The following is a 26,548-nucleotide window of genomic DNA, read 5'->3' on the forward strand; positions in this document are numbered from 1 at the left end:
ATTCAGGGATAAAAAGCTTTCGTTAGATCAATCCAACGTTTTACTTCTTACCTCTTTTTCATACTGGTTGTTTTGTTCAGTTTTCAAAGAGCAAATTTTGTTTGCCGTTTCTTAACGGCGACTTTTCTAATATAACACGTTCGAAAAGTAATGTCAACAACTTTTTTTAATCTTTTTCGTTGTTTTCAATTGTTTTGTTGCGCTTGTTTTGGCAACGAATATAAATGTACCATGTTTGAGTTTTAAATGCAAGGTTATTTTTTAAAAAAAGTATTGGAATTAATTTCTTCCTATTATAGGCTTACAAAATAAAATATCCAGCTTACTATAAAAGTAAACTGGATATTGTTTTTTAATATTTATTTTGTACGCATTTGCGGGAATAATAAGACGTCGCGGATGGAAGGTGCGTTTGTTAGTAACATTACTAAACGATCAATCCCGATTCCGAGCCCTCCGGTTGGCGGCAACCCATATTCCAATGCTTCAATAAAATCTTCATCCATTAAATGAGCTTCATCATTTCCTGCATCTCTTTCAGCCACCTGAGCTTCGAATCGTTTACGTTGTTCCATCGGATCGTTCAGCTCACTAAAGGCGTTCGCATGTTCACGACCTACAATGAATAATTCAAAGCGATCCGTGAAGCGGGAATCTTCTTTATTTGTCTTCGCTAAAGGAGAGACTTCTACTGGGTGACCATATATAAATGTAGGCTGAATAAGTGTATCTTCCACTTTTTGCTCGAAGAATTCATTTAAAACATGTCCAAATGTCATACTTTCGGTAATTTTTACATTATGTTCTTCCGCTAATGCACGTGCTTCATCATCAGAAAGTTGCTGCCAGAAGTCTACACCGGTTACTTCTTTTACAGCATCAGCCATATGGAGTCTCTTCCATTCTGGCTTCAATTCGATTGTGTAGTCACCATATGAGATTTCTGTCGATCCAAGCACTTCAAGTGCAATATGAGCTATCATATTTTCCGTGAGTCGCATGATATCTTTATAATCTGCATATGCCTCGTAAAGCTCAATCATTGTAAACTCAGGATTGTGACGGGTCGATACTCCTTCATTACGGAAGACTCGTCCAATTTCATATACCTTTTCCATCCCACCAACAACGAGACGTTTTAAATGTAATTCGATAGCAATTCGCATGAAAAGATCAATGTCTAGCGCATTATGATGGGTAATAAATGGACGTGCTGCCGCTCCGCCAGGAATGCTGTGCATCATTGGCGTTTCAACTTCAAGAAACCCTTGTTGATTCAAATACTGTCTCATCGCTTGAATGATTTTACTGCGCTGAATGAAAGTTTCACGACTTTCAAGATTCGTGATTAAATCCAAGTAGCGTTGACGATAACGTTGCTCCACATCTTTCAGCCCATGATACTTCTCCGGTAACGGACGTAAAGCTTTCGTCATTAATTGTAGTTCTTCTGCTTGGACGGAAAGTTCTCCGGTGTTTGTTTTAAACATCTTACCGGATACTCCAATAACATCTCCGAGGTCAAGCGTTTTAAACATTTCATAAACATCATCGCCAACCTCATCTTTACGTACATAGATTTGGATTTGACCGCTCATGTCTTGAATATGGGTGAAACTAGCTTTCCCTTTGCCTCGTTTTGTCATAATCCGACCTGCAACAACTACTGGAATAGCCTTTTCTGCTAATTCTTCTTTAGAAAAAATATCATAATCTTTAATTAAGTCTGCGGCAAAATGGTTTCTTTCAAACTTATCGCCAAACGGGTCGATTCCCCGTTCCCGTAAATCTTTCAACTTATCTCTTCGCACCTGCATTTGCTCTGTAAGTTCTTCTGACACCATCAATCACTCCTGTCTTTGATATATGTAAAAATGAATTATCCTGGAATTTTATTTAAGCGTACCACAACAAAGAAAAACCTACCAGTAAACACCGGCAGAGCCTTTTCTTTGAATTATTTTTTCCTTACTGTATCCAGTTCTTTCTGCGGGAGTTCTGCAAGTTGTTCCCGAACTGCTTTACCTGTGTCCGGCAGTATTTCATTACTTGCAATTTCTGCAAGCGGAACGAGCACAAAAGCACGTTCACACATACGCGGATGCGGCAATGTTAAACGGTCTTCTGTACTATTTTCTTGATTATAGAGCAAAATGTCAAGGTCAATTGTCCGCGGACCAAAACGAATATCGCGAGTTCGGCCTAATTTCTCTTCTATTCCTTGAGTCGTATCCAATAATTCAAGCGGGTCAAGCAAGGTTTGAATTTCTATCACCATATTTAAAAAATCAGCTTGGTCCAAAAACCCTACCGGATCGGTTTCATAAATCGATGAACGCTGTTGAATAGCAATTGATTCATGTGCTTCCAGCAAATTCAATGCTTCACTCAAGTAAAAGTCTCGCGGTTCGATATTTGTCCCTAGTGCAATATATGCTTTATTCATTCTTTTTTCTCCCTATAAATTTCTACGGCAACAGAATGATACTGTCCATTAATTGGCGGGTTCGGTTTAGTGACCTGTACGCGGCAGGCAGAAAGCAATTGGAAATTTCCGAGGAGTCTGGCCGCAATTGTTTCAGCAACTGCTTCAATCAGATTCTTCGGTTCTCCTTCGACAATGCTTTGAACGACTTCAAATACTTCTCCATAATGGACCGAATCCTCCATCGCATCTGTTGTACCCGCCTGATATAAATCAAGGAAGAGTTCAAGATCAACTGTAAAACGCTGACCAAGTTTACGCTCTTCAGGAAATAAGCCGTGATAGCCGTAGAACTGTAATTGTTTCAAAATTATTTTATCCATGATATGCTCCTTTTCCAAGCATCGCGTCTGTCATCTTCGCAAGTTCCGCATTTACTTTGACATTATGGACCCGCACCATATGAGCACCTTTAACAATCCCGAGGCAAGTTGTAGCTCCAGTGCCAATATCTCTTTCAGCCGACGGAACGTCAAGGATATGACCGATCATTCGCTTCCTTGATGTTGCGAGTAACAGAGGATAAGCAAGTTCTTGCAGTCTTTCCAGCTGTTGCATGACTCGTAAATCATCTTCCCGTGACTTGGCAAACCCAATTCCAGGATCAATAATTATATGTTCATCAGGAACACCCGCAGCTTTTACAATGGCAATGCTTTCTCTTAAGTCCTCCAGCATGTCTTCCATCAAATCATTGTAATTTTCATTTGTGCGATTGTGCATCAATATGATCGGAACTTGATGCTTCGCTACTACTTTTGCAATCTCAGGGTTCTTCTTTGCTCCCCAGATATCATTAATAATATCCGCTCCAGCTTCAATTGCCGCTTCAGCTGTATCTGCTTTAAACGTATCTACTGATATTGGCACCTGCACTTTCGTCTTAATGGATTGAATGACTGGAACAATCCGCGAAATCTCTTCCTCACTCGTAATGGGGGTGTGTCCGGGACGTGTTGATTCACCGCCGACATCGATAATATCTGCACCTTCTTCAACCATTCGGACTGCTTGTGCAACAGCTTTTTCTATTGTAGTATAGCTGCCACCGTCGGAGAAGGAATCAGGGGTTACGTTTAGAATCCCCATAATATGCGTTCGCTCTAGCAAATGTAACTGTTTCGATCTTGTTTTTAAAATCATGTTTATTTCTTTCTCCTCATCGTCACTTTATTCCTTTATCCTATCATATTCCTAAAATACAGGCACCTGTTTATTATTACCTTGGAAGATTTAGCTTTCACCAAGCCTTTTTTGCAAATGTTTTAGCTGCACTTATGCAGGAAGAGAGGATTTATACTTATCTTTCCACAAACAAAAAGGATTAGCAGATGTGATCCGCTAATCCTCTATATATCAAGCTTCTTATTCTTCATCAAATTGATATAGGGCAGTTGATAAATAACGTTCCCCGTTATCTGGTAAAATGGCTAACACTTTCTTTCCTTTGCCTAACTTTTTAGCAACTTTAAGAGCTGCCGCCACTGCCGCTCCGGAAGAAATTCCGCCAAGAATACCGTTTGTTGTTGCAAGTTTACGAGATACTTCAAATGCTTCGTCGTTCTCAATTTGAATGACGCCATCGTAAAGCTCTGTGTCGAGCACTTTCGGTACAAAGCCCGCCCCAATTCCTTGAATTTTATGCGGGGACGGAGAACCACCAGATAAAACCGGAGAATCTTTTGGTTCTACAGCGAATAATTGTACTCCTTCAAAATGAGCTTTCAATACTTTACCCGCACCTGTAATTGTTCCACCGGTTCCAATTCCAGAAATGAATGCATCAAGGCCATCTGTCATTTGATCGACGATTTCTTTTCCTGTAGTTGCCTCGTGGACTTCTGGATTTGCTGGGTTATCGAACTGTTGCGGCATAAAATATCCATGCTTGTCTTTTAGTTCATTCGCTTTGCTAATGGCACCCTTCATTCCATCTGCTCCTGGTGTAAGAACAAGTTCCGCACCATACGCACGTAATAAATTGCGGCGCTCTTGACTCATCGTGTCTGGCATAACAAGAATTGCTTTATACCCTCTAGCCGCAGCCACCATCGCAAGTCCAATTCCTGTATTTCCGCTAGTTGGCTCGATAATTGTATCTCCTTGCTTTAAATCCCCCGACTTTTCCGCTGCTTCAATCATGGATACAGCAATCCGGTCTTTTACCGAACTCCCTGGGTTCATGAATTCAAGTTTTACATAAACGTCAGCTGAGTCTTCATCTGTCAGATTGTTTAATTTCACAATTGGTGTTTCCCCGATTAACTTGGTAATATCATTTGCCACGCGCATGTGATCACTCCTAATTCCTAGCATTTTTATATGAATTGTTAATTATAATGTATGTTTAATTAACTGATTTGTCAACTGTTTTAACAGACTGATTTATGGAATTTATGGAAGTAGCAATTTTTTGCGTGCTGTACCAACGTTTTGTTTAGTTGCCGTAGAGCCAGTCTATTTCATGTTCTTCCCATAATGGTGTTGCTTGAAGTGAGATATTCTTTTCATGCAAAGCAAGTTCGTTTTCCACATATGGTTTAATTTCTTCATAGCTGAACTCAATTTCCGGGAGCGCTTGATGTAAATAAATAATAGCGACTCCGTTACCTGCTGCAAACGGCGTGCTATAAGAATGTTCTCCTATCTCATTTGCAATCTCTTCATAACCGTCAGGGAAAAACTGACTGCTCGTATTAATGAATCCCAGGTAACCTCCACTGTTTTTCGTTTCATCATCTATGGAATTTTCCCTTGCCAGCTGTTCAAAGTTTGCTCCTTGTTCAAGCTCCCCATAGATTCTTTCCGCTGTTTCCATATCAGACACAAGAATATGGGATAGTTGCATGGCGGGGCTGAAATCATATTGATTTTTATACACGTTATAATACTCTTCTACTTCAGCTTCCGGGATGGGGACATCTTCTGTCAGTAAAAATTCGAGTTGGTAGCGATAAATAACTTCTTCTCTCCATTTTTCTTCCGCTCTTGCCAGCTCTTCTTCTTCAAGTGGGCCTTGCATGGATGTTAAATAAGCAAGTTCTCTTTCAATAACCTTCTCACTGATTTCAATATTCTTCTCTTCTGCCAATTTAGAGACAAGATGGCGATCAATTAGGGATTGTAACGCCTTTTCTCCGTGGTTTTCACGAAGAACGGTCATCCAATCAGCATACGTTACATCTTCTCCATCAATCGTTGCAACGGGTTCATTACTTCTGATTGCCTTTTCTTCGCCGTCTTCACTCACAATGACATCATCATTCTGACTCATGAACAGGAGGGTGGCTATGTTTGTAATAAGGAGGACAGTGATAATCCCCCATAGTAATTTTCTTGACATACGATTTTCTTACTCCCTCGTTTATTGTTTCAATTCTTCCAACTCTTCTGGTGTGAACTCATATTTCTCATTACAGAAATGACAAGTCGCACTTGCTCCGCCGTCTTCTTGGATCATTGCATCAATTTCCTCGTTGCCAAGACCGCTTATTGCATTAGCAATTCTTTCTCTCGAACAGCGACAACGGAATTCTAGAGGCATTTTTTCATGAATCGTAAATTCTTCCCCTTCAAATAACTTTCCTAAAAGCTGCTCTGGTGTATATCCTTCTTCAATTAACTTGGATATTGGCGGGAAAGCTTGTATCTGCTCCTCTAACCGTTCAATTACTTCTTCACCCGCACCAGGCATTACTTGCACGATAAATCCGCCGGCCGCTAAAATCGTATGGTCCGGGTTCACTAACACTCCTGCGCCAACTGCTGATGGTACTTGTTCTGAGGTCGCAAAATAGTACGTAAAATCCTCGCTGATTTCACCCGAAACAATTGGAACCTCACCTGTGAAATAATCTCTGAGTCCTAAGTCTTTCACAACACTCAAGTTACCTGACGTTCCTACAGCACGCGCTACATCTAACTTTCCTTTTTCATTTAACTCAAAGTCCACATGAGGATTCGATACATAGCCGCGTACATGTCCTTTTGCATTTGTATCAACTACAATCGCTCCAAGCGGGCCGCCACCTTCAATTTTAATTGTATTGGAGTCCTCACCCTTTAACATGGCACCCATCATACCAGCAATCGTCAACGTTCTACCTAATGCAGCAGAGGCAGTTGCCCATGTATCCTGTCTTCTCCTTGCTTCTTCCACCGTCGCAGTGGATGTTGCTGCATATGCACGGATTCTCCCGTTATAAGCAGTTGTCTTAATTAAATAATCTTTCATGTCTATATCTCCTTTAATGAAAATCTTTTAGCCTGCGATAAATAATGCACAATCCTTTTAAAGTCAGATGGCGATCCACGACATCAATTGTTCGCGAACCTTTACCGATTAGGCCAGAGATTCCTCCAGTAGCAATCACCTGAACATCCTGGTTGATATCTTCTTTTATTTTGCCAATTATACCATCTACCAAGGATACATACCCGTAATAAATTCCAGATTGCATCGCTTCAACTGTTGACGACCCAATAATTTTTTTCGTTCCTTTGATTTCAATCTTTGGTAACTTGGACGCTTTACTATATAATGCCTCCATGGAAATATTAACTCCAGGCGAGATGATTCCACCATGGTAAGAACTATTTTCATCGATGTAACAAAAAGTCGTCGCTGTACCAAAGTCAATGACGATTACCGGTGCTCCGTAATGCTCAATCGCACTCACAGCATTCACAATCCGGTCTGCCCCGACTTCCTTTGGATTAGGGTAACTCATTTTAATATATTTGGAAATATCCTGTTTCCCTACAACGACTGGTTCAATCGCGAAATAATCCCGGCTCATTTTTTCCAGCGCGTACATAATGGGTGGTACAACGGAGGAAATGACGACTCCGCTTATATCAGCGAATGTAATTCCTTTATAGTCGAACAAGGAATGGATGAGCACGCCAAATTCGTCTTCCGTCTTATGGCGGTCGGTTTTAATTCGCCATTCATACAATAGGTTGTCCCCTTCAAAAACCCCTAAAACGGTATTTGTATTCCCCACATCCAGAACAAATAACATAACAATCAAACCTTCCTATTTTTCTAAGTTTAAATATAGCATAGGTCACAGCAAAAAAGAAAATCAGAACAAAGGCGTAAGCGTCCGTTTAGCAACGTACAAACTGGAGCACTCCGGAAGGGAGATAAAGGAAACACGGTGACGTAAGGAGCCGATGTTGACTTTCACCACAAGGGTATAAGTGCGACTAAGTCTCTGGCTGAAGCCAATCAGCAAGTCTTCTTTATCGATTGGAGGAGTGTGAAGTTTGATAGTTGCTGGGCGCAGAGCGGACGTGGCTAACGCTAGGAATTAAAGTTGTTCACAGTATTTTTAGTTTATAGTTCCCTTTGCACCAAGCAAAGAAAGCAGCCACGATCTTAGCATGGCTGCTTTCTTGATTCATTATTTATCTTTATTATTATTGTCATCTTCATCTGCTGGAGTTGTTGGTTTTTCACCCATGATTGGGTCATTGATATGCCACTTATTATTAGAGTCGTCTTTAGCTTCATCTTCATGCTCTTCTTGCTTTTTCTCTTCGACTTCTTTTTTCACTTCTTCAAAAGACTTACCGACTTGTTCTGTGTCGTCTTCCTCTTCTTTAGAATGAATAGTTACCTTCACATCGTCATCTTCCACGATAGCTTCCAATGGCTCTGGCATAACACCTTTATGGAAAAGGGATTCGATCTGACGGCGTTCAAGTGTTTCAACGTCGAGAAGCGTCTGAGCGATTAACTCTAACTGCTCACGGTGCTCGGTAAGGATTTTCTTCGCACGGTCGTAACAATAATTAATGAAGTTCTGCATTTCCTTATCAATTTCATAAGCGATTTTTTCACTGTATGTTTGGTTATTCTGCAAATCACGACCAAGGAATACATTGCCGCCATCTCCACTGGAGAACTGCAATGGACCGATTTCATCACTCATCCCGTATTCAGTAATCATCTTATGAGCAATGCTTGTTGCACGCTGGAAGTCATTATGTGCTCCCGTACTCACTTCGCCAAAGATGATTTCCTCGGCGACACGTCCACCAAGCAGACCGGTAATCTTATCAAACAGTTCCGGCTTCGTCATGAAGTAACGGTCTTCTCTCGGAAGCATGACCGCATAACCGCCCGCTTGACCTCGGGGTACAATCGTTACTTTGTGTACGACGTCCGCATCATCCAGGACCATTCCGATTACGGTGTGGCCACTTTCATGATAGGCAACAATATTTCTTTCTTTTTCCGAAATTACGCGACTCTTCTTCGCAACTCCGGCAATCACTCGGTCTGTCGCTTCATCGACATCAAGTGAGGATATTGCTTTTCGGTTATCCCTTGCAGCAACGAGCGCTGCTTCGTTCAACAGGTTCTCAAGATCTGCACCAGAGAATCCTGGAGTGCGCTGGGCAATTACTTGCAAATCAACAGTACTATCCAATGGTTTATTACGTGCGTGAACCTTCAGTACCGCTTCCCGTCCTTTAACATCTGGACGATCCACCATGATCTGACGGTCAAAACGACCTGGACGCAGCAAGGCAGGGTCAAGAATGTCTGCACGGTTTGTAGCAGCGATAATGATGATACCTTCGTTCGCATTGAATCCATCCATTTCAACAAGCAACTGGTTCAATGTTTGTTCACGTTCATCGTGTCCGCCACCAAGACCTGTACCGCGTTGACGTCCGACTGCATCAATTTCATCAATAAAGATAATACATGGCGCATTTTTCTTCGCATTTTCAAATAAATCACGTACACGGGATGCACCGACCCCTACAAACATCTCAACGAAATCCGAACCACTGATGGAGAAGAACGGTGTTCCAGCTTCTCCCGCAACAGCACGGGCTAGTAATGTTTTACCTGTTCCAGGTGGTCCTACTAAAAGTACCCCTTTCGGAATTCGTGCACCAACTGCTGTAAACTTACGCGGATCTTTCAGGAATTCGACAACTTCTACAAGTTCCTGTTTTTCCTCATCCGCACCGGCTACGTCTTTGAAACGCACTTTTTCTTTATCGCCAGTAACCATCTTAGCCTTACTTTTCCCGAAGTTCATGACACGGCCACCACCGCCGCCACCTTGTGCTTGACTAAGAATGAATAAGAAAAATAGACCTATTAATAAGAAGGGAACTAAAGTCGTAAGGAATGTCATCCATGGACTTGGTCGTTCTTCTTCCTCTGCAGTTAATATACTTTGATCTCTTGCTAGTGTTGTAATTTCAGCGATTACATCTGTATTGTCTGGTACTTGGGCAACAAAAGATTGGTCACCATCATTCAATATACCGGTGAAACGGACGATTCCATTTGCCGGCTGCAGCGTCAATTCTTTTATTTCACCATTATTTAAAGCACTTATAAATTGCTCCACATCATATTGTTCACTTTCTTCTCCTGGGCCATTTATGATGCCGATTACGCCGATAATGACGAAGAATATCAGGACCCAAAAGAACACATTACGAAATATCTGACTCATTGCCAACCTCCTCCCATACCGGGAAAAACTATATTACATAGTACCATATGAAAAAGTCATTATACAACTAATTTAGCTTTATCATGCTTTTTTATTTTTCAGGACTATTTTTCCTGATAAATCTCTTCCTTTAACACCCCGATATACGGAAGGTTGCGGTAACGTTGATCATAATCCAAGCCATAACCGACGACGAATGCATCCGGCACTTCAAACCCTACCAGGTCTGCGGCTATTGCAGCGGTACGCCCCGACGGCTTATTCAGCAAGGTTACAATTTTAATAGAGTTCGCTTTCCGGTACTTGAAGAGGTCGACTAAATAACTAAGCGTCAGTCCACTGTCAATAATATCCTCAATAATAAGCAGGTCGCGCCCCTCTACTTTCGTATCCAAGTCCTTTACGATCTTTACTTCCCCGCTTGATTTCGTCCCGCTACCATAGCTCGACACATCCATAAAATCGAGTTCAACATGAATGTCCATGTGACGGACGAGATCTGACATAAAGGGTAGAGCACCTTTTAATACACCGATTGCAAGCGGAAATTTGCCATCGTATTCTTTGGAAAGCTGTACTCCGACTTCTTTACATTTTGCCTGTATTTCTTCTTCTGTAATTAGAATATCCTCTATATCCTTATGCATACTGTCCTTTAGCATTCTTATCCTCCTACTGATTGCCTTTATCAAATTGAATATTTACAAACTGCTTCCCATCTTCTTCTGTTTGTTTACTTTTTTTTAATCCAATTAACCAGAGAATGTGATCTTCATCATCCACAACGATGGGCCATGACGCTCGCTTATGGAGGGGGACTTTTGCATCGATAAAGACACTTTTTAGCTTCTTTGAGCCGCGAAGTCCTTTCCAGCTCATCCGGTCTCCATCTTTACGTGTTCTCACATGAAGAGGAAACGTGACCTTCTCCACGGGAATGTAGAGCGAGTAAGGGGTAGCTTTATCGCGTGTAACTGTATATGTAGCTGTTAGTACGGATCCATCCGGCAAATTGGTTTTGCCGGGGATCGCTAAGGTTAAATGAAAGAATTGTTGCCCAGGATTGTTTGCTTCGAAGTAAAAAGTCAGTTTGTTATATGCCCGGTTCAGCTTCAAGCCTAGTGGAAAATCAAGTGTTGCGTTTCCCATGGGGCTTCTGATGAGGGTGAGAAATTGTTCCTCATGTTCATACGAAAGTTGATTAGGTAATGTTTCGTACAGATAGTTCAATATTAGATGAAAGGCACGTCTTTGTAAAGATTGGTCGTACTTTTTAAACAAATTAATTTCAAGTGTTGCCTGCTGCTTTTCTTTTTCAAAAATGACCACTTCTTGAACCGCACTTTTTGCTTCCTTTTGCAGAAATGCTTCATCTTCCGCAAGCGTCGCACTTAAATGCTGGGCTGTTCTTGCTATGTTCGCATTCCGGTCCTTCAACAGCGGGACGACTTGATGGCGGTAATAATTTCTTGTAAAAGTACGCTCAAAATTCGTTGCGTCAATTCGCGGCTGGATTCCGTTCTCCGCACAATAGGACTCGATTGCTCCCTTTGTGACAGCAAGGAGCGGCCGGATAATCATACCTTTTCCAAATGGCCGTGTAACGGGAATTCCTTGAAAGGCTTGAGAGGATGCTGTTCGGACAAGCTTCATCACAAGTGTTTCTACCTGATCGTCGCCATGATGACCAAGAGCGAGATAATCCGCTTCCAGTGCATTCATCTTCTCTTTAAAAAATTTATACCGAATTTCTCTTGCAGCAACCTCCGTACTAAGCCCCTCCTTATCCGCGAATGCCTGCACATCAAAGCTAGCGCCATGAAACGGAATACCCCAGCTCTCGCACATATTTTTTACATAAGTGAAATCTGCTTCCGCTTCTTCTCCCCGTAGCTGGTGATTAAGGGAAAGGGCATGTATATCCAATTCCCAACTCTTTCTCCATTTCACCAACAAATGCAATAAGCCCACGGAATCCGGACCACCCGAGACGCCGACAAGTACTCGTGCTCCCTTATGTAGAAGCTGATGTTTTTTTATAAAAGAACGTACTGCTTTTTCCATTTTGTCTCTCCGTCCATCGTATATACTGTTCTTATATTATCATAGTTTTCTTCCCCTCTAAAAGCACAATGAAGTGAGGATCGAAAGGATACTGAATAGGAAAATCCACATAGCCTCCAATAAGCCTATTTTCCCTGTTTCACGTTTGCTCTGATTTTTTCGGGAAAAGATAATCTGTTTTACTTCACGCTTCATTTGGTTGCTTGACGTGTATGTTCCGGTAATGGCTTTCTTCAATACCGGTGCATACGGTTGTAATGCTTTCACCCTGTCTATTCTTTTAAATAAAAAACTTGCCCGCCTAGTCTCTGGTCGTGAGAATCGCTGTGGATAAAAAATTTCGAGGAAGATGATTGCAAGTGCGAATAAATCATAGCTTGGTTCCGCCCGCCGGGATCCAAGACCCCAATACCCCCGATCATAAAACTCCGTATATTCTTTAATAGCACGTCCGATTTGCGTCACTCCTCCAACATCGATCCAGCGAATTCGCGGAGGCGCTTGGCTAATTAAAAGGTTATCGGTCTTTAAATCTCCAAATACCCAGCCCGCTTCATGAAGTTTTTCCAAGTCCTCCAGCAACTGGACCATAAACAAGCCTAGCCAGCTTGCACCATTTTTCCTGAAAAACTGCTGCACACTTTCACCCTGCACATATTCCATCACGTAAAATGTATATGTTCGTCCGTTCGGTGCAAGCCAATCATCCACATCTAATAAAGCAGGCCCAAGAAGATTCCCTCGGACCTGCTTTAATGCTTTCAACACATTGACCTCCAGGGTCATCGATGTTTGCTTTTCACTTATTTTGAGTGCGGCTGTCTGATTCCCGTGCTGACAAAGGTAAACCGTTCCTATTGCCCCTTCACCGAGCTTCCGCTTCATCATATAATTATTTCCTTTAAATTTCCCTTGGATAAGAGTCCCAGGGGGTATGCTAGTAACCTGTTTCTTCCAATCCCGGTTCATCGCCATGACGGAAACTCCTTAATAAGCTCTTTTTACCGAACTGATAAATGGCTTCCCGAAGAGCAGGTCCTGTTGGGGTGATTCCACCACTCGTGATCTTCGGAAATACCGAAGAAATCGAATCAAGCTTCGGTGTCCAATCAAGCACCTTTTGGATATTCTTCCTTTTCCCTGGGAAGCTATAGATGGCAAAGCGGTTTTTTCCTGTCCGGGCATTGAGACTAATCGAGAGATCGATCAAGGCCGCTTTCACCATCTGCAGTTTATGATGCATACTTGCGCTCGTATCTAGTAAAATCAATACTTCAAGATCAGTAGTTTCACCCAGTTCTTCGACTACTTCCACAATTTCACCGCGTTTTTCTGGTTCGATATCTTCGAGGCTTTGGTCTTTTCCAAGAATTTGTTTCAATTCCTGATTGACGAATCCTTGTAATGTCTCGTTCATCGCCTGCTTTGTCACCATTTGGACCGTCTGAGATAATGCTTCACTATAAACAAGTTGACTTACTCCGCCCCCTGACAGAGCGATTTCTTCCACTTCCGTCAGACCATGACTCTCTTCACTCTCATCATGATCAAGGATACCGATAACATTCACAGCGATTCCCTGCTCAAATGCTAGAGCCGCTGTTGCTGCCGGATCCTCCCCTTGGTTCGAACAGCCATCTGTTAATAATAAAATTTGCCTTAATGTTCCTTTTTTCATTATTATATTACCCTCCCGTTCCTAGTTTTATTAGCATCACCAGAAAACGGGGAGGATATACTCAGCCCAGAGCTTTATTTGGATAGATCGGAACGGATGCCCATTTCGGTTGATTCTTGTTAATCTTCGCAACGAGGACGGTCATATCATCATCAATTTCTCCTGATTTTGTACGGATCACCTCCTCCAGTAAAAGATCAGCAATTTCCTGTGGATCCTCCGTTTTCATTTCTTTTAGTGTCCGCTTCAGCCAAAGGTCCGTATTTTCCACATGTCGGGGCCCATCGAACACCCCATCGCTTATCATAATTAAAAGATCTCCGGAGATGAGCTGGTCACTAACAATATCAATATCGACATCATGTAGGATCCCCATCGGCAGGTTGCCTGCTTCAATCTTTACTATTTCATCCCCCCGCTTCACAAAACTTGGTGCAGCACTCACTTTAAGGAATTTCACCATCGCATGATTCAAATCAATGACAGCAAGATCCAACGTAGCGAACATTTCATCGGTCGTGCGTAGTGCTAAAATCGAATTAATTGATTTAATCGCCACCTTTTCCGGGATACCGATTTGTAAAATTTGCTGAAGAAGCCGCAGCGTTTCTTCACTCTCCTCTTGGGCTCGTCTACCATTCCCCATCCCGTCACTAATCGCCATCGCATATTTTCCTTCACCGAGCTCCATCGTTTTAAAGCTATCACCGGAAATGAAGCCGCCGCCTTTTGCCGCATTGGCCGCTCCTGTTTCCACAACATATTCTTTTGCCGACCCGAAGGACAGGTAACTATAGCCATTTGGAAACGGGGAGATTTCTTCCTCTTTTACAACAATCATCTCTCCTAAAATATCCGTTAATACAGGGGCGATGAGCTTTTCCCCTTCGCCGTGATAATCATAGAAGGAGACCATCATCTCAATATCGACATTCCCTTTGTTCAGCTGATAGATATCGAGCTTTTCCAGTTCAATCCCAAGTCCTTTTAACGCTTCAATGATTTGCATTTCTTGTTTTTCGTGATGCTCCCTTTCTTTTAAAATCTCATTGGCAAAATCATCCATTACTTCCGAAACACCGAATAATTGATCTGCCACAATTCGCTTGCTTTCCTGAACCTGACGTCTCAGATGGTGGTTTGCCATGTAATAGGTCATCTCTTCCTTCATCACTTCAAGTGTTGATTTCGACTTGACACAATGGTTCTCAAACTCCTTCCTTATTTTCAAACTCGGCTCCTGATTACTCGCATAAGCTTCCTTCATTCCCTCCATGAGCTGATACGTTTTATCAAAGTCCTTCTGCCAGCAGCGTTCTTTCATGAAGCAGCTCTGGCATGTCCTTTCCGTCACCTGGCTTAGGAATTGATCCGTATCCCGTTTCTTAGCTGCATGACTGGATGAATCACTTTCCGCCACAGCGAAACTGCGGGCGAGCGCATCAAACACACCAGAAAACTGTTTCACCCGATTCGCCGTCACATCCCGTACCTTTTGTGAATATTGCTGCTGTTCCCGTGCATGTTCCTCTGTGCCTGGTATGTAGCGGGAAATACTCGAAAACCAGCTCGCCGGTGTAATAAAGAAGAGGAAGATAGCAATAAAAGATTCGGTTAAGGAATTCACCAATGTAAAACTTTCTCCGTAGATGACGATGAGTAATGTCCCGACCAATAAACCGGCCGCAACACCAAACTTCCTTCCTTCTTTTAATAACCCTCCTAATAATCCGGAGAAAGCGAGCAAGCTCATCTGGAATAGGTTTGCCACGTTGGCAAGGGATAAAATCAGTCCGACAACGACCCCCACTGTTGAACCGATTGCCGCCCCGCCAACAAAAGCAAAGACCAAAACAAAATAACGGGCAAAAATTTGCTCCACCGCAGCACCGTAAATGAACCAACCTATCGTACCGGTTAAAATCGAGGCAATTAAAATAATCATACAGACGATTTCTTCATTTCTTAACGTTGGTTTATAGCGTTTTGGTGATAATAAAGGAATGCTTTGCATAAAGATAAGTACAAGCACGGCACCAAGCACACTTTCTACAACAATGAGCAGCCACTCGTAGGAAGTTATTGGTCCGTTCAATGAATAGAAGAAAATACGCGGCAACATTGTCGCAAATCCAACTGCAAAAGGAAGGATTACTTTTTCCCTTTTGAGCTGCATAAATACTGCAAGAAGAATGAGAAATACAAGGACAGAAAGCATAATAAAGCCTGTATGTTCAAATGTATAAGTCACTGCCCCTAAAGAAACGGCAAGCAGCGCGTGTAGCGTTTTCTTCCGCTGCATCAGCCAGACGCTCGCAAGAAATGCTAAAGCAAACGGAGAAACTGCTGATAAAATGACCGCCCTCCCAAGTAAAAAGCCAATCATCACCAGCAACAGGCCTCGATCGATAAATAATACTTTTGCCTTTGTTTTCCATGGATGTTGTTTCTTTTTCTGGATATTTTCTTTCCAACCGACATATCCCGCTGATTCAACCGATTGCATCATTCACCATCACTCCATTCTTTTCTGATTAGTAAACCATATTCAGAAAACTTTTGTTGTCAAAATTTCAGTGCTCGTCCTAAAAATCGTTCGACGGAAAGAGATAAAGAATCCAAGATTAACGCACGAACGCCTGTCTGTTTGAAATCTAGTAAACTCAGTGGCTGTAGTCTGGATGGGGTGAAACGGAAAGGTGTGGCAATTTGCGGAAATGATGAATGTTTGACGAAAAAGTGGGAAATAGGGAGTGAGAAGCGTAAGATGGGAAGGCATATTTGTGAACATCAAGATTTTAATTGTAGACTCCGGTGGATATTTTCTTGAACTTCGGCATTTTCAATAAGAACTTCAACATTTCACAAAAAACCATTGACACAACCTAATTTCTGTTGTATTATAAATCTCGTTGACATTTTTGGCGGCGTAGCTCAGCTGGCGAGAGCGTACGGTTCATACCCGTAAGGTCGTGGGTTCGATCCCCTCCGCCGCTATATACAAAAGTAAAAAAGACCGGTTAGGGACTGACGAATTGGACTGTGATGCAGGAAGATAAAGGAAACACGGTGAGGCAACGAACCGATGTTGACTTATCGACCGGAAGCACAGGAAATTCGTGCAGTCCCTGGTCTTTTTTATTAGACGATATTACAAAAGCTGAAAAGTGCGTTTAGGGATGATCGAACTGGACTGCGGTGTAAGAAGATAAAGGAAACACGGTGAGGCAACGAACCGATGTTGACTTATCGACTGAAAGCGCGGGAAGTTCGGTTCATCCCTGCACTTTGAAGCTAGACAATACAAAAGTAAAAAAGACCGGTTAGGGATTTCCACACCATTCCCTAACCGGTCTTTTTCAATCTATACATCAACAAAAAACAAAGCAGCAGACCCATCTTTTAGGATGAATCTGCTGCTTCTCTATCACAGAGCATTGTAATTTCCTTCGGGCAGCAAACTATTAACCGCGTTTAGCACCTCGACCTCCACGTTTGGACTCCGTATGCTTCTTAAGTGAGGCTAGACGATCTTCAGAATCCTTAAGGAAACGACTCATTTTCGATTCGAAACTTTCTTGACGCTCTTTTACACTTTTTTGGCGAACCGGACGCTCTTTTGCCTTCTTAATCGATAGGCCAATTTTGCCATCCTTCTCGACATTGATTACTTTAACCTCAACAGTATCGCCAACACTTAAGTGATCGTTAATGTCCTTTACATAGTTGTCAGCAACTTCACTAATGTGGACCAGGCCTGTTTTACCTTTCTCGAGCTCAACAAACGCTCCAAAATTTGTGATTCCTGTAACCTTACCTTGCAGCTTGCTGCCTACTTCGATTGACATAAAAAAAATGCTCCTCCTTAAAAGTTTGAGTAAAATTCTCTACATATAGTATATGGCTGTTCATGTAAAGTGTCAATATGACGGGTCTTCATTTGGGAGTTTAAAGATTAACTCTCCCTTTTTCGTAAAGAAATAATTCGTTCTTGCAATATCTAAGACATAGTCTTCATCATTCAACAGTTCAATTTCTTCAAGCAGTTGAGCCTCTTCCTGCTGTAATCCCGCTAATTCGGATTGCAGTTGCTCGTACTTCTCCGTTTTTTCGGCATGTAGTGCCCGTTGGTTCCAATGATAGACTCCCATAAAGCCGATAATCAATACTGTTACAATGGTAGATAACACAAGGCGACGAATTAAACGCTGCTTCTTTCGATTCTGTCTCTCTATGTATGCATCATACTGTTGGACGTAATTCGAATCTAATCTTGTTACCGTTTTTCTTTCTGCGGACAATTACCCTACCTCCTCTTAAACGTGGCATACTCCAAGCCCTTCTTTAATATATTTCTTATTGTACTATAAATCGGATGCAATTTGTGGAAAAATTTAATGAAATTTTCTGGTATAAGCGGTTTTAAAATTCTACCAATCATTAGGAATGGAAATAGGATAATTTTCAATATAATGGCTAGTAGTTTTACTACCAAATTAATTATAAATACAATGATGCCTGACAATAGAAAAAAGATCCATTTAAGCGGTGTGACGATGAAAATTAGAAATACCTGCTTGATAAAGCGGAAAATGGTTCGTAGTACCGAGATTACCCCTTCCAGCACATTACGGTAGACCGTTTTCAATAACGCCTGATAAAAGGAAAAGCCCAACAGACAAGCTAAAAATATATAAAGCCGAATTTCTCCGGAATTAACAAGGAATAAAAAATAGAAAACAATAATTGTCTGTAGAAGCCAAAAGCCGATTTCAAGTAAATAGCTGATGACTGTACGATTTTTCCAATGAACGGAAAACCGGCGGAACGTATCTTGGGCAAGCCCTAAGTAAATTCCACTTAGCACCATGACAGCCATTGTTGTAAACTGTACGGAGAGCGTCATCGGAATAACTTGCTAAAGAATCCTTTAGCTTTCTCCCCGCTTACTTCATCAATATAGGAAAGCTCATAAATTCTGCCCTTTATCGTTACATTGCCAGCGTTAACATCAAGATTTTTCAATTGAAGGTTTTGGCCGCGGATGATGAGATAGCCTTGCACTGTCTCTAGTAGAAACTCTTCATTATCAAAGCTGTCGACTTCCTTTACACCACTGATTTCAAGTGTTTTGCGATTCACAAGTTTTACTTGGTGATCTAGTTCTGTCCGATTATTATTAGTAGGATAATTCCCCAATTCATTCATAAAAAAACCTCCTTCTCACTGTATTTTATGAGAGGAGGGACAAGTATAGAACTTATATTTTTTCTTCTTTGACAACCGTATACAATGTTTCTGCTTCGTCTTTTCTTACCGTTTCACGTGTGTCATTAACCTGGACGGTGACAAGCTTTTGTCCGAATTCGATTTTAAGGGTGTCACCTGGAACTATTGTCGTCGAGGCCTTCGCTTGATTACCATTCACTGAAATTCTCCCTTGCTCAGCAACTTCTTTCGCCAATGTCCGCCGCTTGATTAAACGGGATGTTTTTAGAAATTTATCCAATCGCATCCTTATTCACTCTCCTTTGCTTCTTGCCAGTATGCTTCCATCTCATCTAGAGTCGCTTCTTCTAATCTTTTCCCCTGTCTTTTGATTCTTTGTTCGATATGCGTAAACCGGGAAATAAATTTTCTGTTCGCGCGGTTTAAGGCAACTTCCGCATTTATCTGATAAAAACGAGTCAAGTTAGCGAGCACAAACAGAACATCACCAAACTCATCTTCAATATCTTCTGCTACTCCACTTGTAATTGCTGCTTTGACTTCCTTCACTTCTTCCTCAAGCTTGGCCCAAACGTCTTTTGCTTCCGCCCAGTCAAAGCCAACCTTTGCTGCCTTTTGCTGGATTTTCGCAGCTTTAGCAAGTGCTGGCAGGTGCTTCGGGATCCCCTCTAGGATGGAATCCCTTTGTTTACCCTTTTCTTGTTGCTTCAGTGCATCCCAATTCGTAAGCACTTCAGCTGCCGAATCCACTTGAACGTCGCCAAAAACATGGGGATGACGATGAATCATCTTTTCAGTAGCTGACAGGATGACGTCTTCAATTGAAAAATATCCGGAATCCGCACCGATTTGACTATGCAGGACGACATGCATGAGAAGATCACCAAGCTCTTCCGTAATATTGTCATCATCCTCTTGATCGATTGCGTCAATCAATTCATAAACTTCCTCAATTGTGTGGGCACGCAAAGATTCATGTGTTTGCTTTTGATCCCACGGACAACCGTCTGGCCCGCGCAGGGCAGCAATCACTTCTACTAAACGAGAAAATCGATGAGAAAGTTCATCATGTTGAATTGGCGGAACATAAACACTCGTCAGATTACTAACCTCTACAGTCCTGTCTAAGTCTTCAATCCGTAATTTCGTTAGTTGCTCCTTTTCCGTTCCAGCCGCCTCTACAATTGTTACTTCATATTCAGGCGGGAGGTCTTCAAGTAAGCTGAGCTTCACCTCTGAGGCAATAAATGAATCATACACTTGGCAAAAGACAAGATGCTGTTCGTAATTCAACTGTCTCCGCTCAAAGCTTGTCCCATCGACAAATTGAAATCCTTCAATCGGATCAATTTCGAGCGAAGTAAATAATGCATCCAAGTAACTTTGACCACCAGATATTTCAACAGGAACCTCATCTTGCTCCAACAATAATTGCACTGTTCGTTCTGCAAGCATCGGGTGACCTGGAACGGTATAAATGACAGGACCATCTTTTGCCTTGTCTAGGAGGTAAGTGCTAATTTTTTCATAGACGCCCGCAAAATCCTCCATTTCTTCATAAATCTTGTCAAACGAATAAAAACGAACACCTTCTTGTTGTAAATCAGTAATGACAGGGTGGTCTAATGTTCGTGTGTAAACAATCGCTTCTGAGTTTAGTAATTTTTTATAGACACCTATGGACAACTGATTGATATCACCAGCTCCTAGGCCAATAACTTCTATCATGTTCTCTTCCTCTCCTTATAAATCCGCATCCAAATATGGGAAAATGGCAGCATATTTATTTCCTCGGAAATAAATGCTCTCCCGCGCAGTAAAATGAAAAGATAAATACATGCTCCCGTCCCAGCTACAAAGCCGACATAAAGTAAGGCATCAACCCGTGAGAGCTCAGGAATAAATAAATCGATAATAAAAATATATAAAAGCATAGCGGAAACAGCAAGTAACACAGCCTGCCAATTGATTTGCCTTATTAACATCAGCTTCGGTAACTTTCGCTTCAGCTCTATGAAAACGAGTAAAGAAAAACATGCTAAACCAAGAATGGTTGCAATGGCCGCTCCTGTTATTCCGAAAATTGGCACGAGTAATTCATTTCCAAGCCCTTTCACGAAAACAGATAGGATAATAAAAATAGCAGTCCGCTTTGTCCAACCTAGTCCTTGTAAAATTGTCGCACAGGTAACCCCTATGGAACTGAGCAAAATTGCAAAGACGAGAATTTGCAAATCACTTGTTCCTTTCGTATCCTCGAATAACAATATATTCGCTTCTGGCATGATCGCAATCAGTCCTGCCGTTGCACCAACTGCCAAATAAAAACCAATTGCAATACTGCTGCGGATATGTTGATAAAATGACGGCGCATCTTCTTGCAATCTATGTTGAGAAACCGACGGAATCATCGCTAATGCAAATGAAGAACCGAGTACTGTACCTAACTGAATCAGCGGCTGCCCACGGTCGAGCACCCCTTTTGCCTCCATTGCATCCACTTGTGAAAGCCCATATTCCTGTAATCCAGACACGAGCGTAAACGCATCGGCAAACTGAAACAGCAGGAGTACCATATGATTCAGTGAGGCAACAAGCCCGAACAATAGAATCGTCTGGATATAATAGCGCCAAGGAACGGAAGTCTGCATCAATAGAGGCGGCTGTTCCGACTTACGAACAAACAGGGTTAGTATGAAAATAGCGGTAAGCGCCCCACCAATACCCGCAATTGCCGCCCCTTCGCCAATCCGGTAAAGGTCCGCTCCCGAAAAGCTAACATAAACCGCAACAGCAAGAATCAGCAATACACGAAAGAACTGTTCTCCTATTTGAGAATAAGCGGTTGGCTTCATATTCCCGCTTCCCTGCATAACTCCTCGCAGCAAAGAGGTAAAAGGGATAAGCAGGAAACTAAAAGCAACGAGCTGATAGGCCTGGGTTAAACCAGGGTCTCCAATCCAGCTTGCTAAACTACTAGCGGATACAAATAGCAGAACAGCAAGTGTTCCCATCACAAGGAATAAAATCAGAAAAATAGGGTAATAAAAATTAGCAGTCGTCCGCGTATTTCCCTTCTTCTTCGATTCCGCTGTCAGCTTTGATATTGCGGACGGAAACCCATACAATGCAAGAATCATTCCCATCCCAAGCAGCGGGTAAACTTGCTGGTAAATATAAAAGCCGATATCACCTGTAAGGTTCTGGAGCGGAATCCGGTATCCGGCACTTAGCACTTTACTAATCAGTCCGGCAACCGTTAAAAGCAATGCTCCCTTGAGCCATTTACTATCACTACTCATTAAAAAACGTCCCTTACAATACATAATTTGTGTCCATTATACCACTTAAAACACAAAAATGAGCCATCCAAGGATATCCCTGAATGACTCATTCCTTTAAGTTACTCCATTTGCTTTCCTAAAAATACCGCCGCCGTTTCGGTTACTTTCGCTTCTACATCGGTCAGTTTATCCCCTTCTCGCGAGAATAGAAATACACAGCCAATCGGGTCGCCATTAGCGATGATTGGACTCAGGCAATAGGAATCAAGTTCCAATTCCTTGCCTTCCAACAGCTCCATCGTTTCTTTATTGGTTTTAAGTAGTTGGGAGCGATTTTCTATTGCTTTCGTGACATCTGAACCAATCATTTTATTTAAATAGTCCTTTTTCGATTCACCGGCAACCGCAATGACGTCATCACGATCACAAATTAACACTGGTATTTTTAATGAATCAAATAGAGACTCTGCATATTCCTGCGCGAAATGTCCCAGTTCGCTAATAGGCGAATATTTCTTTAAAATAACTTCTCCATCCCGATCGACGAAAATTTCTAGCGGGTCTCCCTCTCGAATGCGTAATGTACGTCTTATTTCTTTAGGAATAACAACCCTGCCTAAATCATCGATCCGTCGTACAATTCCTGTCGCTTTCATACCATGCCTGCCTCACTTTCAACTAAAAATTACAATTCTTAAGAAGTTGTAAATATCACCAGTGTTGTTTTAGTATGAGGCAACTTGGGATAAATATACATGATGAGAAAAGTTTAGGATTCGCGGTTTACTTCTGCCAAATTTTTAATCAACTCTTCTGCCACTTTATATCGTTCATGTTCGGTTTCCCTCTTCCATGTGACGACAATTTTAAGCTTCGTGTTTTCTGTTCCGAGTTGGACATTACGACCAAAGCGGTTTGCGAGTTCAAAGAGCTTCGCGCCATCGACCATGTGGCTCCGATCTTCTTCCAATAACAATTCTAATTTTTTATTTTTCTCGGTAATAAATTCAACTCTTTCTTTGCGGCCATACAAGCGAAGTTTCGAGACAGTGAATAAATGTTCCACTTCTTCCGGATAGTCACCAAATCGATCAATGAGCTCATCCTGCAAGTCCGTAATATCCGTTTCTGAATCGATCGTCTGGAATAATTTATAAATATCAATCTTCTGCTTGCCATCCGGGATATAGTCTTCCGGAATATAAGCATCAATCTTCAAGGATATCTCTGGATCAAATGGCGTAATATCCTCGATTTCTTTCCCTTGTTTACGGGCATCGATTGCATCTTTCAACATTTTCGAATACAGATCATACCCGACGGAATCGATGAATCCATGCTGCTGGGAACCGAGGAGATTTCCTGCACCGCGAATCGATAAGTCGCGCATCGCAATCTTAAATCCAGAGCCTAGCTCCGTGAATTCCTTGATCGCCTGTAAACGCTTCTCAGCAACTTCAGTTAAGATTTTATCTTTTCGGTAGGTAAAATATGCATAAGCGACTCGGTTCGAACGACCGACACGTCCTCTCAGCTGATAGAGCTGACTTAATCCCATGCGGTCCGCATCATTGACAATAAGTGTGTTCACATTTGGAATATCAACACCCGTTTCAATAATCGTCGTACTCACCAACACATCAAATTCACCTTCAAGAAAGCTTATAATTACATTTTCAAGCTCTGACTCGTTCATCTGTCCATGGGCGACCCCAACACGAGCACCGTCAACGAGCATGCCGACATCCCGGGCAACCTTATCGATATTCTCGACACGGTTATAAAGGAAAAACACTTGCCCCGCGCGAGCCATCTCCCGTTCAATTGCTTCCCGTATGAGAATTGGATTGTATTCCATTACATACGTCTGAATCGGGAAACGATTTTCCGGCGGTGTTTCAATAACAGATAAATCACGCACACCGAGCATTGACATATGAAGGGTACGCGGAATTGGTGTTGCTGTTAGAGTAAGGACATCTACATTCGTTTTAATCTGTTTAATCTTCTCCTTATGCTTCACACCAAAGCGCTGCTCTTCGTCAACAATCAATAAGCCTAAATCAAAATACTCCACGTCTTTTGATAATAACCGGTGAGTACCTACAACAATGTCAACAGTACCTTTCTTCAAGCCTTTCAATGTCTCTGTTTGTTGTTTTCTTGTGCGGAAACGGCTTAATAATCCGATATTAATCGGGTAATCCTGGAACCGTTCACGGACCGTTTCGTAATGCTGTTGGGCTAGGATCGTTGTCGGGACAAGGAAAGCGACTTGCTTTCCGTCCATAATCGCCTTGAATGCAGCCCGAATGGCCACTTCTGTCTTCCCGTATCCAACATCGCCGCAAAGCAGCCGATCCATTGGCTGTTGTCTCTCCATATCCTGCTTAATTTCCACAATACAGCGCAGTTGATCCTCCGTTTCTTGATACGGGAAGGCCGCTTCAAACTCCCGCTGCATTTCAGTATCCGGGGAAAAGGCATATCCAATACGCGCTTCCCGTTCAGCATAAAGTTTAATAAGATCATCTGCAATATCCTCAACTGAAGACTGGACCCGGCGTTTTACCTTTGTCCACTCTGATCCGCCAAGTTTATAAAGCTTCGGTTCCTTTCCTTCCGAACCGACAAATTTCTGTACGAGATCGATCTGATCAATCGGGACGAATAACTTGTCATCCCCAGAGTAACGAATCAGCATGTAGTCATTATGCATGCCATTCATTTCTAATGTTTCAATTCCTAAATATTTCCCTACTCCATGATTCGCATGGACAACAAAGTCCCCGACATTTAACTCTTGATAGCTCTTAATACGCTCTGCGTTAGAGATTTTTTGAGACTTCGGTTTCCGTTTCGTCCGTTTTTTAAAGAGCTCACTTTCCGTAATGACGACTAACTTATGCATCGGAAGCTCAATACCGCTTGATAAATTACCCGCCACAATCGTTGGTTTCGTAACCGGAAGCTGTAATTGTTTCGAAATAGCTGCTTCGATTTGATAATCTTCTAAGATGGATTGTATTTTTCCGGCTCGTTCCGCGCTTGGAGCTAGAATCAAGACAGATACGTCGCCTTTTTCCCAGCGCTCGAGTTCACTTTTAAACAAATGCATCTGACCGTGGAATTCTTGCATCGCACGGGATGAGAGATTAATAATATTTTCCGGTTGTGTATTTGGGAGATGACGGAGAAAAACAGACATATAAATGCGTTGATGCTTCATTTTTTCCACTACAGCCTGCCAGTCAAAGGAAAAATGACTATCCTTCACCATGCGGTTCGATTCAAGTAAGCTGCTGTACCATTCCGCTTCTTCTGTATCAAGATTCATAGCCGTTTCTTGAACTCTTCCCATCTCTTCTAAAATAAGCAGGCCATTGCTCGGAAGATAATCTAGTAAACTCTTAGGATTCTCATAGAAAAATCCAATATACTTATACATTTCCTGGAAGCGCTCCATGTTCTTGAGTCGACTAATATCATACTCGACTGTTTCCAGCAACTCTTCCTTTGCTTCTTTCGATGTTTTATTTTTTAAGCTTTCTGCAAGCGCCTTTTCAATCCGTTCCGCAGCAGCAAGCAGCTCTTCTTGGGTGAGAAGCAGCTCAGTTGCAGGACCAATTGTAATCTCCTCCGTACGTTCAAGGGATCGTTGAGTGTCCGCATCAAAAAAGCGGATGGAATCGATTTCTACATCAAATAGTTCAATCCGGACAGGATGTTCTTCCGTCAAGGGATAAATGTCAATAATTCCACCACGTTGACTGAATTCTCCCGGTGTTGTCACCATCTGTGTCCGTTCATACCCCATCTCCACTAGAAAAGAAAAATAAGCATCTACATCAATTTCTTCTCCTTCTTTGAAATACAGTTGGTATTTCAACCATTCATTACGGTCCGGCAGCATTCGTTTCAGACCCGCAATCGGAGCAATCAAAATATCTGCCTTCCCCTCGGTCCATGCGGTAAGTGCTTCCAAACGCTGACTTCTTAATTCGGGGCTGGCTGTCGCAATTTCTGAGGCGATCAGTTCGTTCACCGGGTATAGATGTACTCGCTCCTCCCCAACGAGTCCAGCTATGTCGTCATATAATTGCTCCGCCTGCAGCAGCTGATGGGTCACTAATAATACCGGCCGTTTTAACGACGCATTAATAGCAGAAACGAGCATACTCCTGGCAGGTCCAGCAAGACCTGCCACGAGCTGCTCCTTCATGCCGCCCGATAATCCATTCATAATCGACTGGAAATCTTCTTTTTCTTGTAAAAACTGATATATTTCTTTCATCTCATACCACTCTACCTATATCAA

Annotated in this window: 23 protein-coding genes and 1 tRNA gene; 1 reads left to right on the top strand and 23 read right to left on the bottom strand. The window is 42.1% G+C overall.

Annotated elements, in window-relative coordinates:
- Positions 1-359: 359 nt before the first annotated feature.
- The 14 genes from lysS to spoIIE all read right to left on the bottom strand — a co-directional run bounded on the left by lysS (position 360) and on the right by spoIIE (position 16,226).
- Positions 360-1,844, bottom strand: a complete 1,485-nt coding sequence (lysS, locus tag LZD48_RS15095; RefSeq protein WP_438822771.1) for a lysine--tRNA ligase — start codon at positions 1,842-1,844, stop codon at positions 360-362.
- A 113-nt stretch (positions 1,845-1,957) separates the two neighbouring features.
- A complete protein-coding gene (gene folK / locus LZD48_RS15100; protein ID WP_235763560.1) occupies positions 1,958-2,446 on the bottom strand; it encodes a 2-amino-4-hydroxy-6-hydroxymethyldihydropteridine diphosphokinase in 489 nt (162 codons plus the stop codon).
- Positions 2,443-2,808, bottom strand: a complete 366-nt coding sequence (gene folB, locus LZD48_RS15105; RefSeq protein ID WP_235763561.1) for a dihydroneopterin aldolase — start codon at positions 2,806-2,808, stop codon at positions 2,443-2,445. The genes folK and folB overlap by 4 nt, the downstream gene beginning before the upstream one ends.
- A complete protein-coding gene (gene folP, locus LZD48_RS15110; protein WP_235763562.1) occupies positions 2,801-3,628 on the bottom strand; it encodes a dihydropteroate synthase in 828 nt (275 codons plus the stop codon). Before folP ends, folB begins: the two co-directional genes overlap by 8 nt.
- A gap of 222 nt (positions 3,629-3,850) precedes the next feature.
- A complete protein-coding gene (cysK, locus tag LZD48_RS15115) occupies positions 3,851-4,777 on the bottom strand; it encodes a cysteine synthase A (protein WP_235763563.1) in 927 nt (308 codons plus the stop codon).
- A gap of 145 nt (positions 4,778-4,922) precedes the next feature.
- The gene (locus LZD48_RS15120) at positions 4,923-5,828 is read right to left on the bottom strand and encodes a peptidylprolyl isomerase (RefSeq protein ID WP_235763564.1); all 906 of its coding nucleotides are present in this window, start codon (positions 5,826-5,828) and stop codon (positions 4,923-4,925) included.
- A 21-nt stretch (positions 5,829-5,849) separates the two neighbouring features.
- Complete coding sequence (hslO, locus tag LZD48_RS15125; RefSeq protein WP_235763565.1) at positions 5,850-6,719, bottom strand: Hsp33 family molecular chaperone HslO; 870 nt, start codon at positions 6,717-6,719, stop codon at positions 5,850-5,852.
- A 13-nt stretch (positions 6,720-6,732) separates the two neighbouring features.
- Positions 6,733-7,509, bottom strand: a complete 777-nt coding sequence (locus LZD48_RS15130) for a type III pantothenate kinase (RefSeq protein WP_235763566.1) — start codon at positions 7,507-7,509, stop codon at positions 6,733-6,735.
- 384 nt (positions 7,510-7,893) lie between these two features.
- Positions 7,894-9,975 (bottom strand): ATP-dependent zinc metalloprotease FtsH, encoded by a 2,082-nt coding sequence (ftsH, locus tag LZD48_RS15135; RefSeq protein WP_235763567.1) that lies wholly within the window; start codon positions 9,973-9,975, stop codon positions 7,894-7,896.
- Positions 9,976-10,079: 104 nt separating this feature from the next.
- Complete coding sequence (gene hpt, locus LZD48_RS15140; protein ID WP_235763632.1) at positions 10,080-10,622, bottom strand: hypoxanthine phosphoribosyltransferase; 543 nt, start codon at positions 10,620-10,622, stop codon at positions 10,080-10,082.
- Positions 10,623-10,647: 25 nt separating this feature from the next.
- On the bottom strand, positions 10,648-12,039 hold the full coding sequence (tilS, locus tag LZD48_RS15145; protein WP_235763568.1) for a tRNA lysidine(34) synthetase TilS: 1,392 nt from the start codon (positions 12,037-12,039) through the stop codon (positions 10,648-10,650).
- A 57-nt stretch (positions 12,040-12,096) separates the two neighbouring features.
- Complete coding sequence (gene prkT / locus LZD48_RS15150; protein ID WP_235763569.1) at positions 12,097-13,014, bottom strand: serine/threonine protein kinase PrkT; 918 nt, start codon at positions 13,012-13,014, stop codon at positions 12,097-12,099.
- Positions 12,977-13,717 carry a vWA domain-containing protein gene (locus LZD48_RS15155; RefSeq protein ID WP_235763570.1) on the bottom strand — a complete coding sequence of 247 codons (741 nt, stop codon included), beginning with the start codon at positions 13,715-13,717 and terminating at the stop codon, positions 12,977-12,979. The genes prkT and LZD48_RS15155 overlap by 38 nt, the downstream gene beginning before the upstream one ends.
- A 61-nt stretch (positions 13,718-13,778) precedes the next feature.
- Positions 13,779-16,226, bottom strand: coding sequence for a stage II sporulation protein E (spoIIE, locus tag LZD48_RS15160; protein WP_235763571.1), 2,448 nt, complete (start codon positions 16,224-16,226; stop codon positions 13,779-13,781).
- 414 nt (positions 16,227-16,640) lie between these two features.
- Between spoIIE and LZD48_RS15165 the strand changes: the two genes are divergently transcribed.
- A tRNA-Met gene (locus LZD48_RS15165) sits at positions 16,641-16,714 on the top strand.
- A gap of 467 nt (positions 16,715-17,181) precedes the next feature.
- Here LZD48_RS15165 and LZD48_RS15170 read toward each other — a convergent pair.
- From LZD48_RS15170 to mfd, 9 genes are all read right to left on the bottom strand, one after another.
- Positions 17,182-17,565, bottom strand: a complete 384-nt coding sequence (locus LZD48_RS15170; RefSeq protein ID WP_235763572.1) for a S1 domain-containing RNA-binding protein — start codon at positions 17,563-17,565, stop codon at positions 17,182-17,184.
- A 72-nt stretch (positions 17,566-17,637) separates the two neighbouring features.
- Positions 17,638-18,018: an FtsB family cell division protein gene (locus LZD48_RS15175; RefSeq protein ID WP_235763573.1), complete on the bottom strand. Its 381-nt coding sequence runs from the start codon at positions 18,016-18,018 to the stop codon at positions 17,638-17,640.
- A 5-nt stretch (positions 18,019-18,023) separates the two neighbouring features.
- Positions 18,024-18,623: a spore cortex biosynthesis protein YabQ gene (gene yabQ / locus LZD48_RS15180; protein ID WP_235763574.1), complete on the bottom strand. Its 600-nt coding sequence runs from the start codon at positions 18,621-18,623 to the stop codon at positions 18,024-18,026.
- Positions 18,620-18,925, bottom strand: coding sequence for a sporulation protein YabP (gene yabP, locus LZD48_RS15185; protein WP_235763575.1), 306 nt, complete (start codon positions 18,923-18,925; stop codon positions 18,620-18,622). The genes yabQ and yabP overlap by 4 nt, the downstream gene beginning before the upstream one ends.
- Before the next feature lie 52 nt (positions 18,926-18,977).
- Positions 18,978-19,232: an RNA-binding S4 domain-containing protein gene (locus tag LZD48_RS15190; RefSeq protein ID WP_235763576.1), complete on the bottom strand. Its 255-nt coding sequence runs from the start codon at positions 19,230-19,232 to the stop codon at positions 18,978-18,980.
- A gap of 2 nt (positions 19,233-19,234) precedes the next feature.
- Positions 19,235-20,674: a bifunctional methyltransferase/pyrophosphohydrolase YabN gene (yabN, locus tag LZD48_RS15195; RefSeq protein ID WP_235763577.1), complete on the bottom strand. Its 1,440-nt coding sequence runs from the start codon at positions 20,672-20,674 to the stop codon at positions 19,235-19,237.
- Entirely contained in the window at positions 20,671-22,248 is a 1,578-nt protein-coding gene (locus LZD48_RS15200; RefSeq protein ID WP_235763578.1) for a putative polysaccharide biosynthesis protein, read from the bottom strand. The genes yabN and LZD48_RS15200 overlap by 4 nt, the downstream gene beginning before the upstream one ends.
- Positions 22,249-22,349: 101 nt before the next feature.
- Positions 22,350-22,886 (bottom strand): stage V sporulation protein T, encoded by a 537-nt coding sequence (spoVT, locus tag LZD48_RS15205; protein ID WP_235763579.1) that lies wholly within the window; start codon positions 22,884-22,886, stop codon positions 22,350-22,352.
- A gap of 113 nt (positions 22,887-22,999) precedes the next feature.
- Positions 23,000-26,524, bottom strand: coding sequence for a transcription-repair coupling factor (gene mfd, locus LZD48_RS15210; protein WP_235763580.1), 3,525 nt, complete (start codon positions 26,522-26,524; stop codon positions 23,000-23,002).
- Positions 26,525-26,548: the final 24 nt, after the last annotated feature.

Origin of the sequence: Oceanobacillus alkalisoli (genome assembly GCF_021556485.1) — a bacterium.
Lineage (GTDB): Bacteria > Bacillota > Bacilli > Bacillales > Amphibacillaceae > Oceanobacillus > Oceanobacillus alkalisoli.

Bases quoted from the DNA above. Each gene is read 5' to 3' on its own strand.
- lysS (WP_438822771.1), bottom strand. From the start codon at position 1,844: ATGGTGTCAGAAGAACTTACAGAGCAAATGCAGGTGCGAAGAGATAAG.
- LZD48_RS15155 (WP_235763570.1), bottom strand. From the start codon at position 13,717: ATGAAAAAAGGAACATTAAGGCAAATTTTATTATTAACAGATGGCTGT.
- LZD48_RS15170 (WP_235763572.1), bottom strand. From the start codon at position 17,565: ATGTCAATCGAAGTAGGCAGCAAGCTGCAAGGTAAGGTTACAGGAATC.
- folB (WP_235763561.1), bottom strand. From the start codon at position 2,808: ATGGATAAAATAATTTTGAAACAATTACAGTTCTACGGCTATCACGGC.
- hpt (WP_235763632.1), bottom strand. From the start codon at position 10,622: ATGCATAAGGATATAGAGGATATTCTAATTACAGAAGAAGAAATACAG.
- ftsH (WP_235763567.1), bottom strand. From the start codon at position 9,975: ATGAGTCAGATATTTCGTAATGTGTTCTTTTGGGTCCTGATATTCTTC.
- LZD48_RS15120 (WP_235763564.1), bottom strand. From the start codon at position 5,828: ATGTCAAGAAAATTACTATGGGGGATTATCACTGTCCTCCTTATTACA.
- LZD48_RS15130 (WP_235763566.1), bottom strand. From the start codon at position 7,509: ATGTTATTTGTTCTGGATGTGGGGAATACAAATACCGTTTTAGGGGTT.
- hslO (WP_235763565.1), bottom strand. From the start codon at position 6,719: ATGAAAGATTATTTAATTAAGACAACTGCTTATAACGGGAGAATCCGT.
- LZD48_RS15190 (WP_235763576.1), bottom strand. From the start codon at position 19,232: ATGCGATTGGATAAATTTCTAAAAACATCCCGTTTAATCAAGCGGCGG.
- yabQ (WP_235763574.1), bottom strand. From the start codon at position 18,623: ATGACGCTCTCCGTACAGTTTACAACAATGGCTGTCATGGTGCTAAGT.
- spoVT (WP_235763579.1), bottom strand. From the start codon at position 22,886: ATGAAAGCGACAGGAATTGTACGACGGATCGATGATTTAGGCAGGGTT.
- prkT (WP_235763569.1), bottom strand. From the start codon at position 13,014: ATGGCGATGAACCGGGATTGGAAGAAACAGGTTACTAGCATACCCCCT.
- mfd (WP_235763580.1), bottom strand. From the start codon at position 26,524: ATGAAAGAAATATATCAGTTTTTACAAGAAAAAGAAGATTTCCAGTCG.
- spoIIE (WP_235763571.1), bottom strand. From the start codon at position 16,226: ATGATGCAATCGGTTGAATCAGCGGGATATGTCGGTTGGAAAGAAAAT.
- yabN (WP_235763577.1), bottom strand. From the start codon at position 20,674: ATGATAGAAGTTATTGGCCTAGGAGCTGGTGATATCAATCAGTTGTCC.
- folK (WP_235763560.1), bottom strand. From the start codon at position 2,446: ATGAATAAAGCATATATTGCACTAGGGACAAATATCGAACCGCGAGAC.
- tilS (WP_235763568.1), bottom strand. From the start codon at position 12,039: ATGGAAAAAGCAGTACGTTCTTTTATAAAAAAACATCAGCTTCTACAT.
- folP (WP_235763562.1), bottom strand. From the start codon at position 3,628: ATGATTTTAAAAACAAGATCGAAACAGTTACATTTGCTAGAGCGAACG.
- yabP (WP_235763575.1), bottom strand. From the start codon at position 18,925: ATGAATGAATTGGGGAATTATCCTACTAATAATAATCGGACAGAACTA.
- LZD48_RS15200 (WP_235763578.1), bottom strand. From the start codon at position 22,248: ATGAGTAGTGATAGTAAATGGCTCAAGGGAGCATTGCTTTTAACGGTT.
- cysK (WP_235763563.1), bottom strand. From the start codon at position 4,777: ATGCGCGTGGCAAATGATATTACCAAGTTAATCGGGGAAACACCAATT.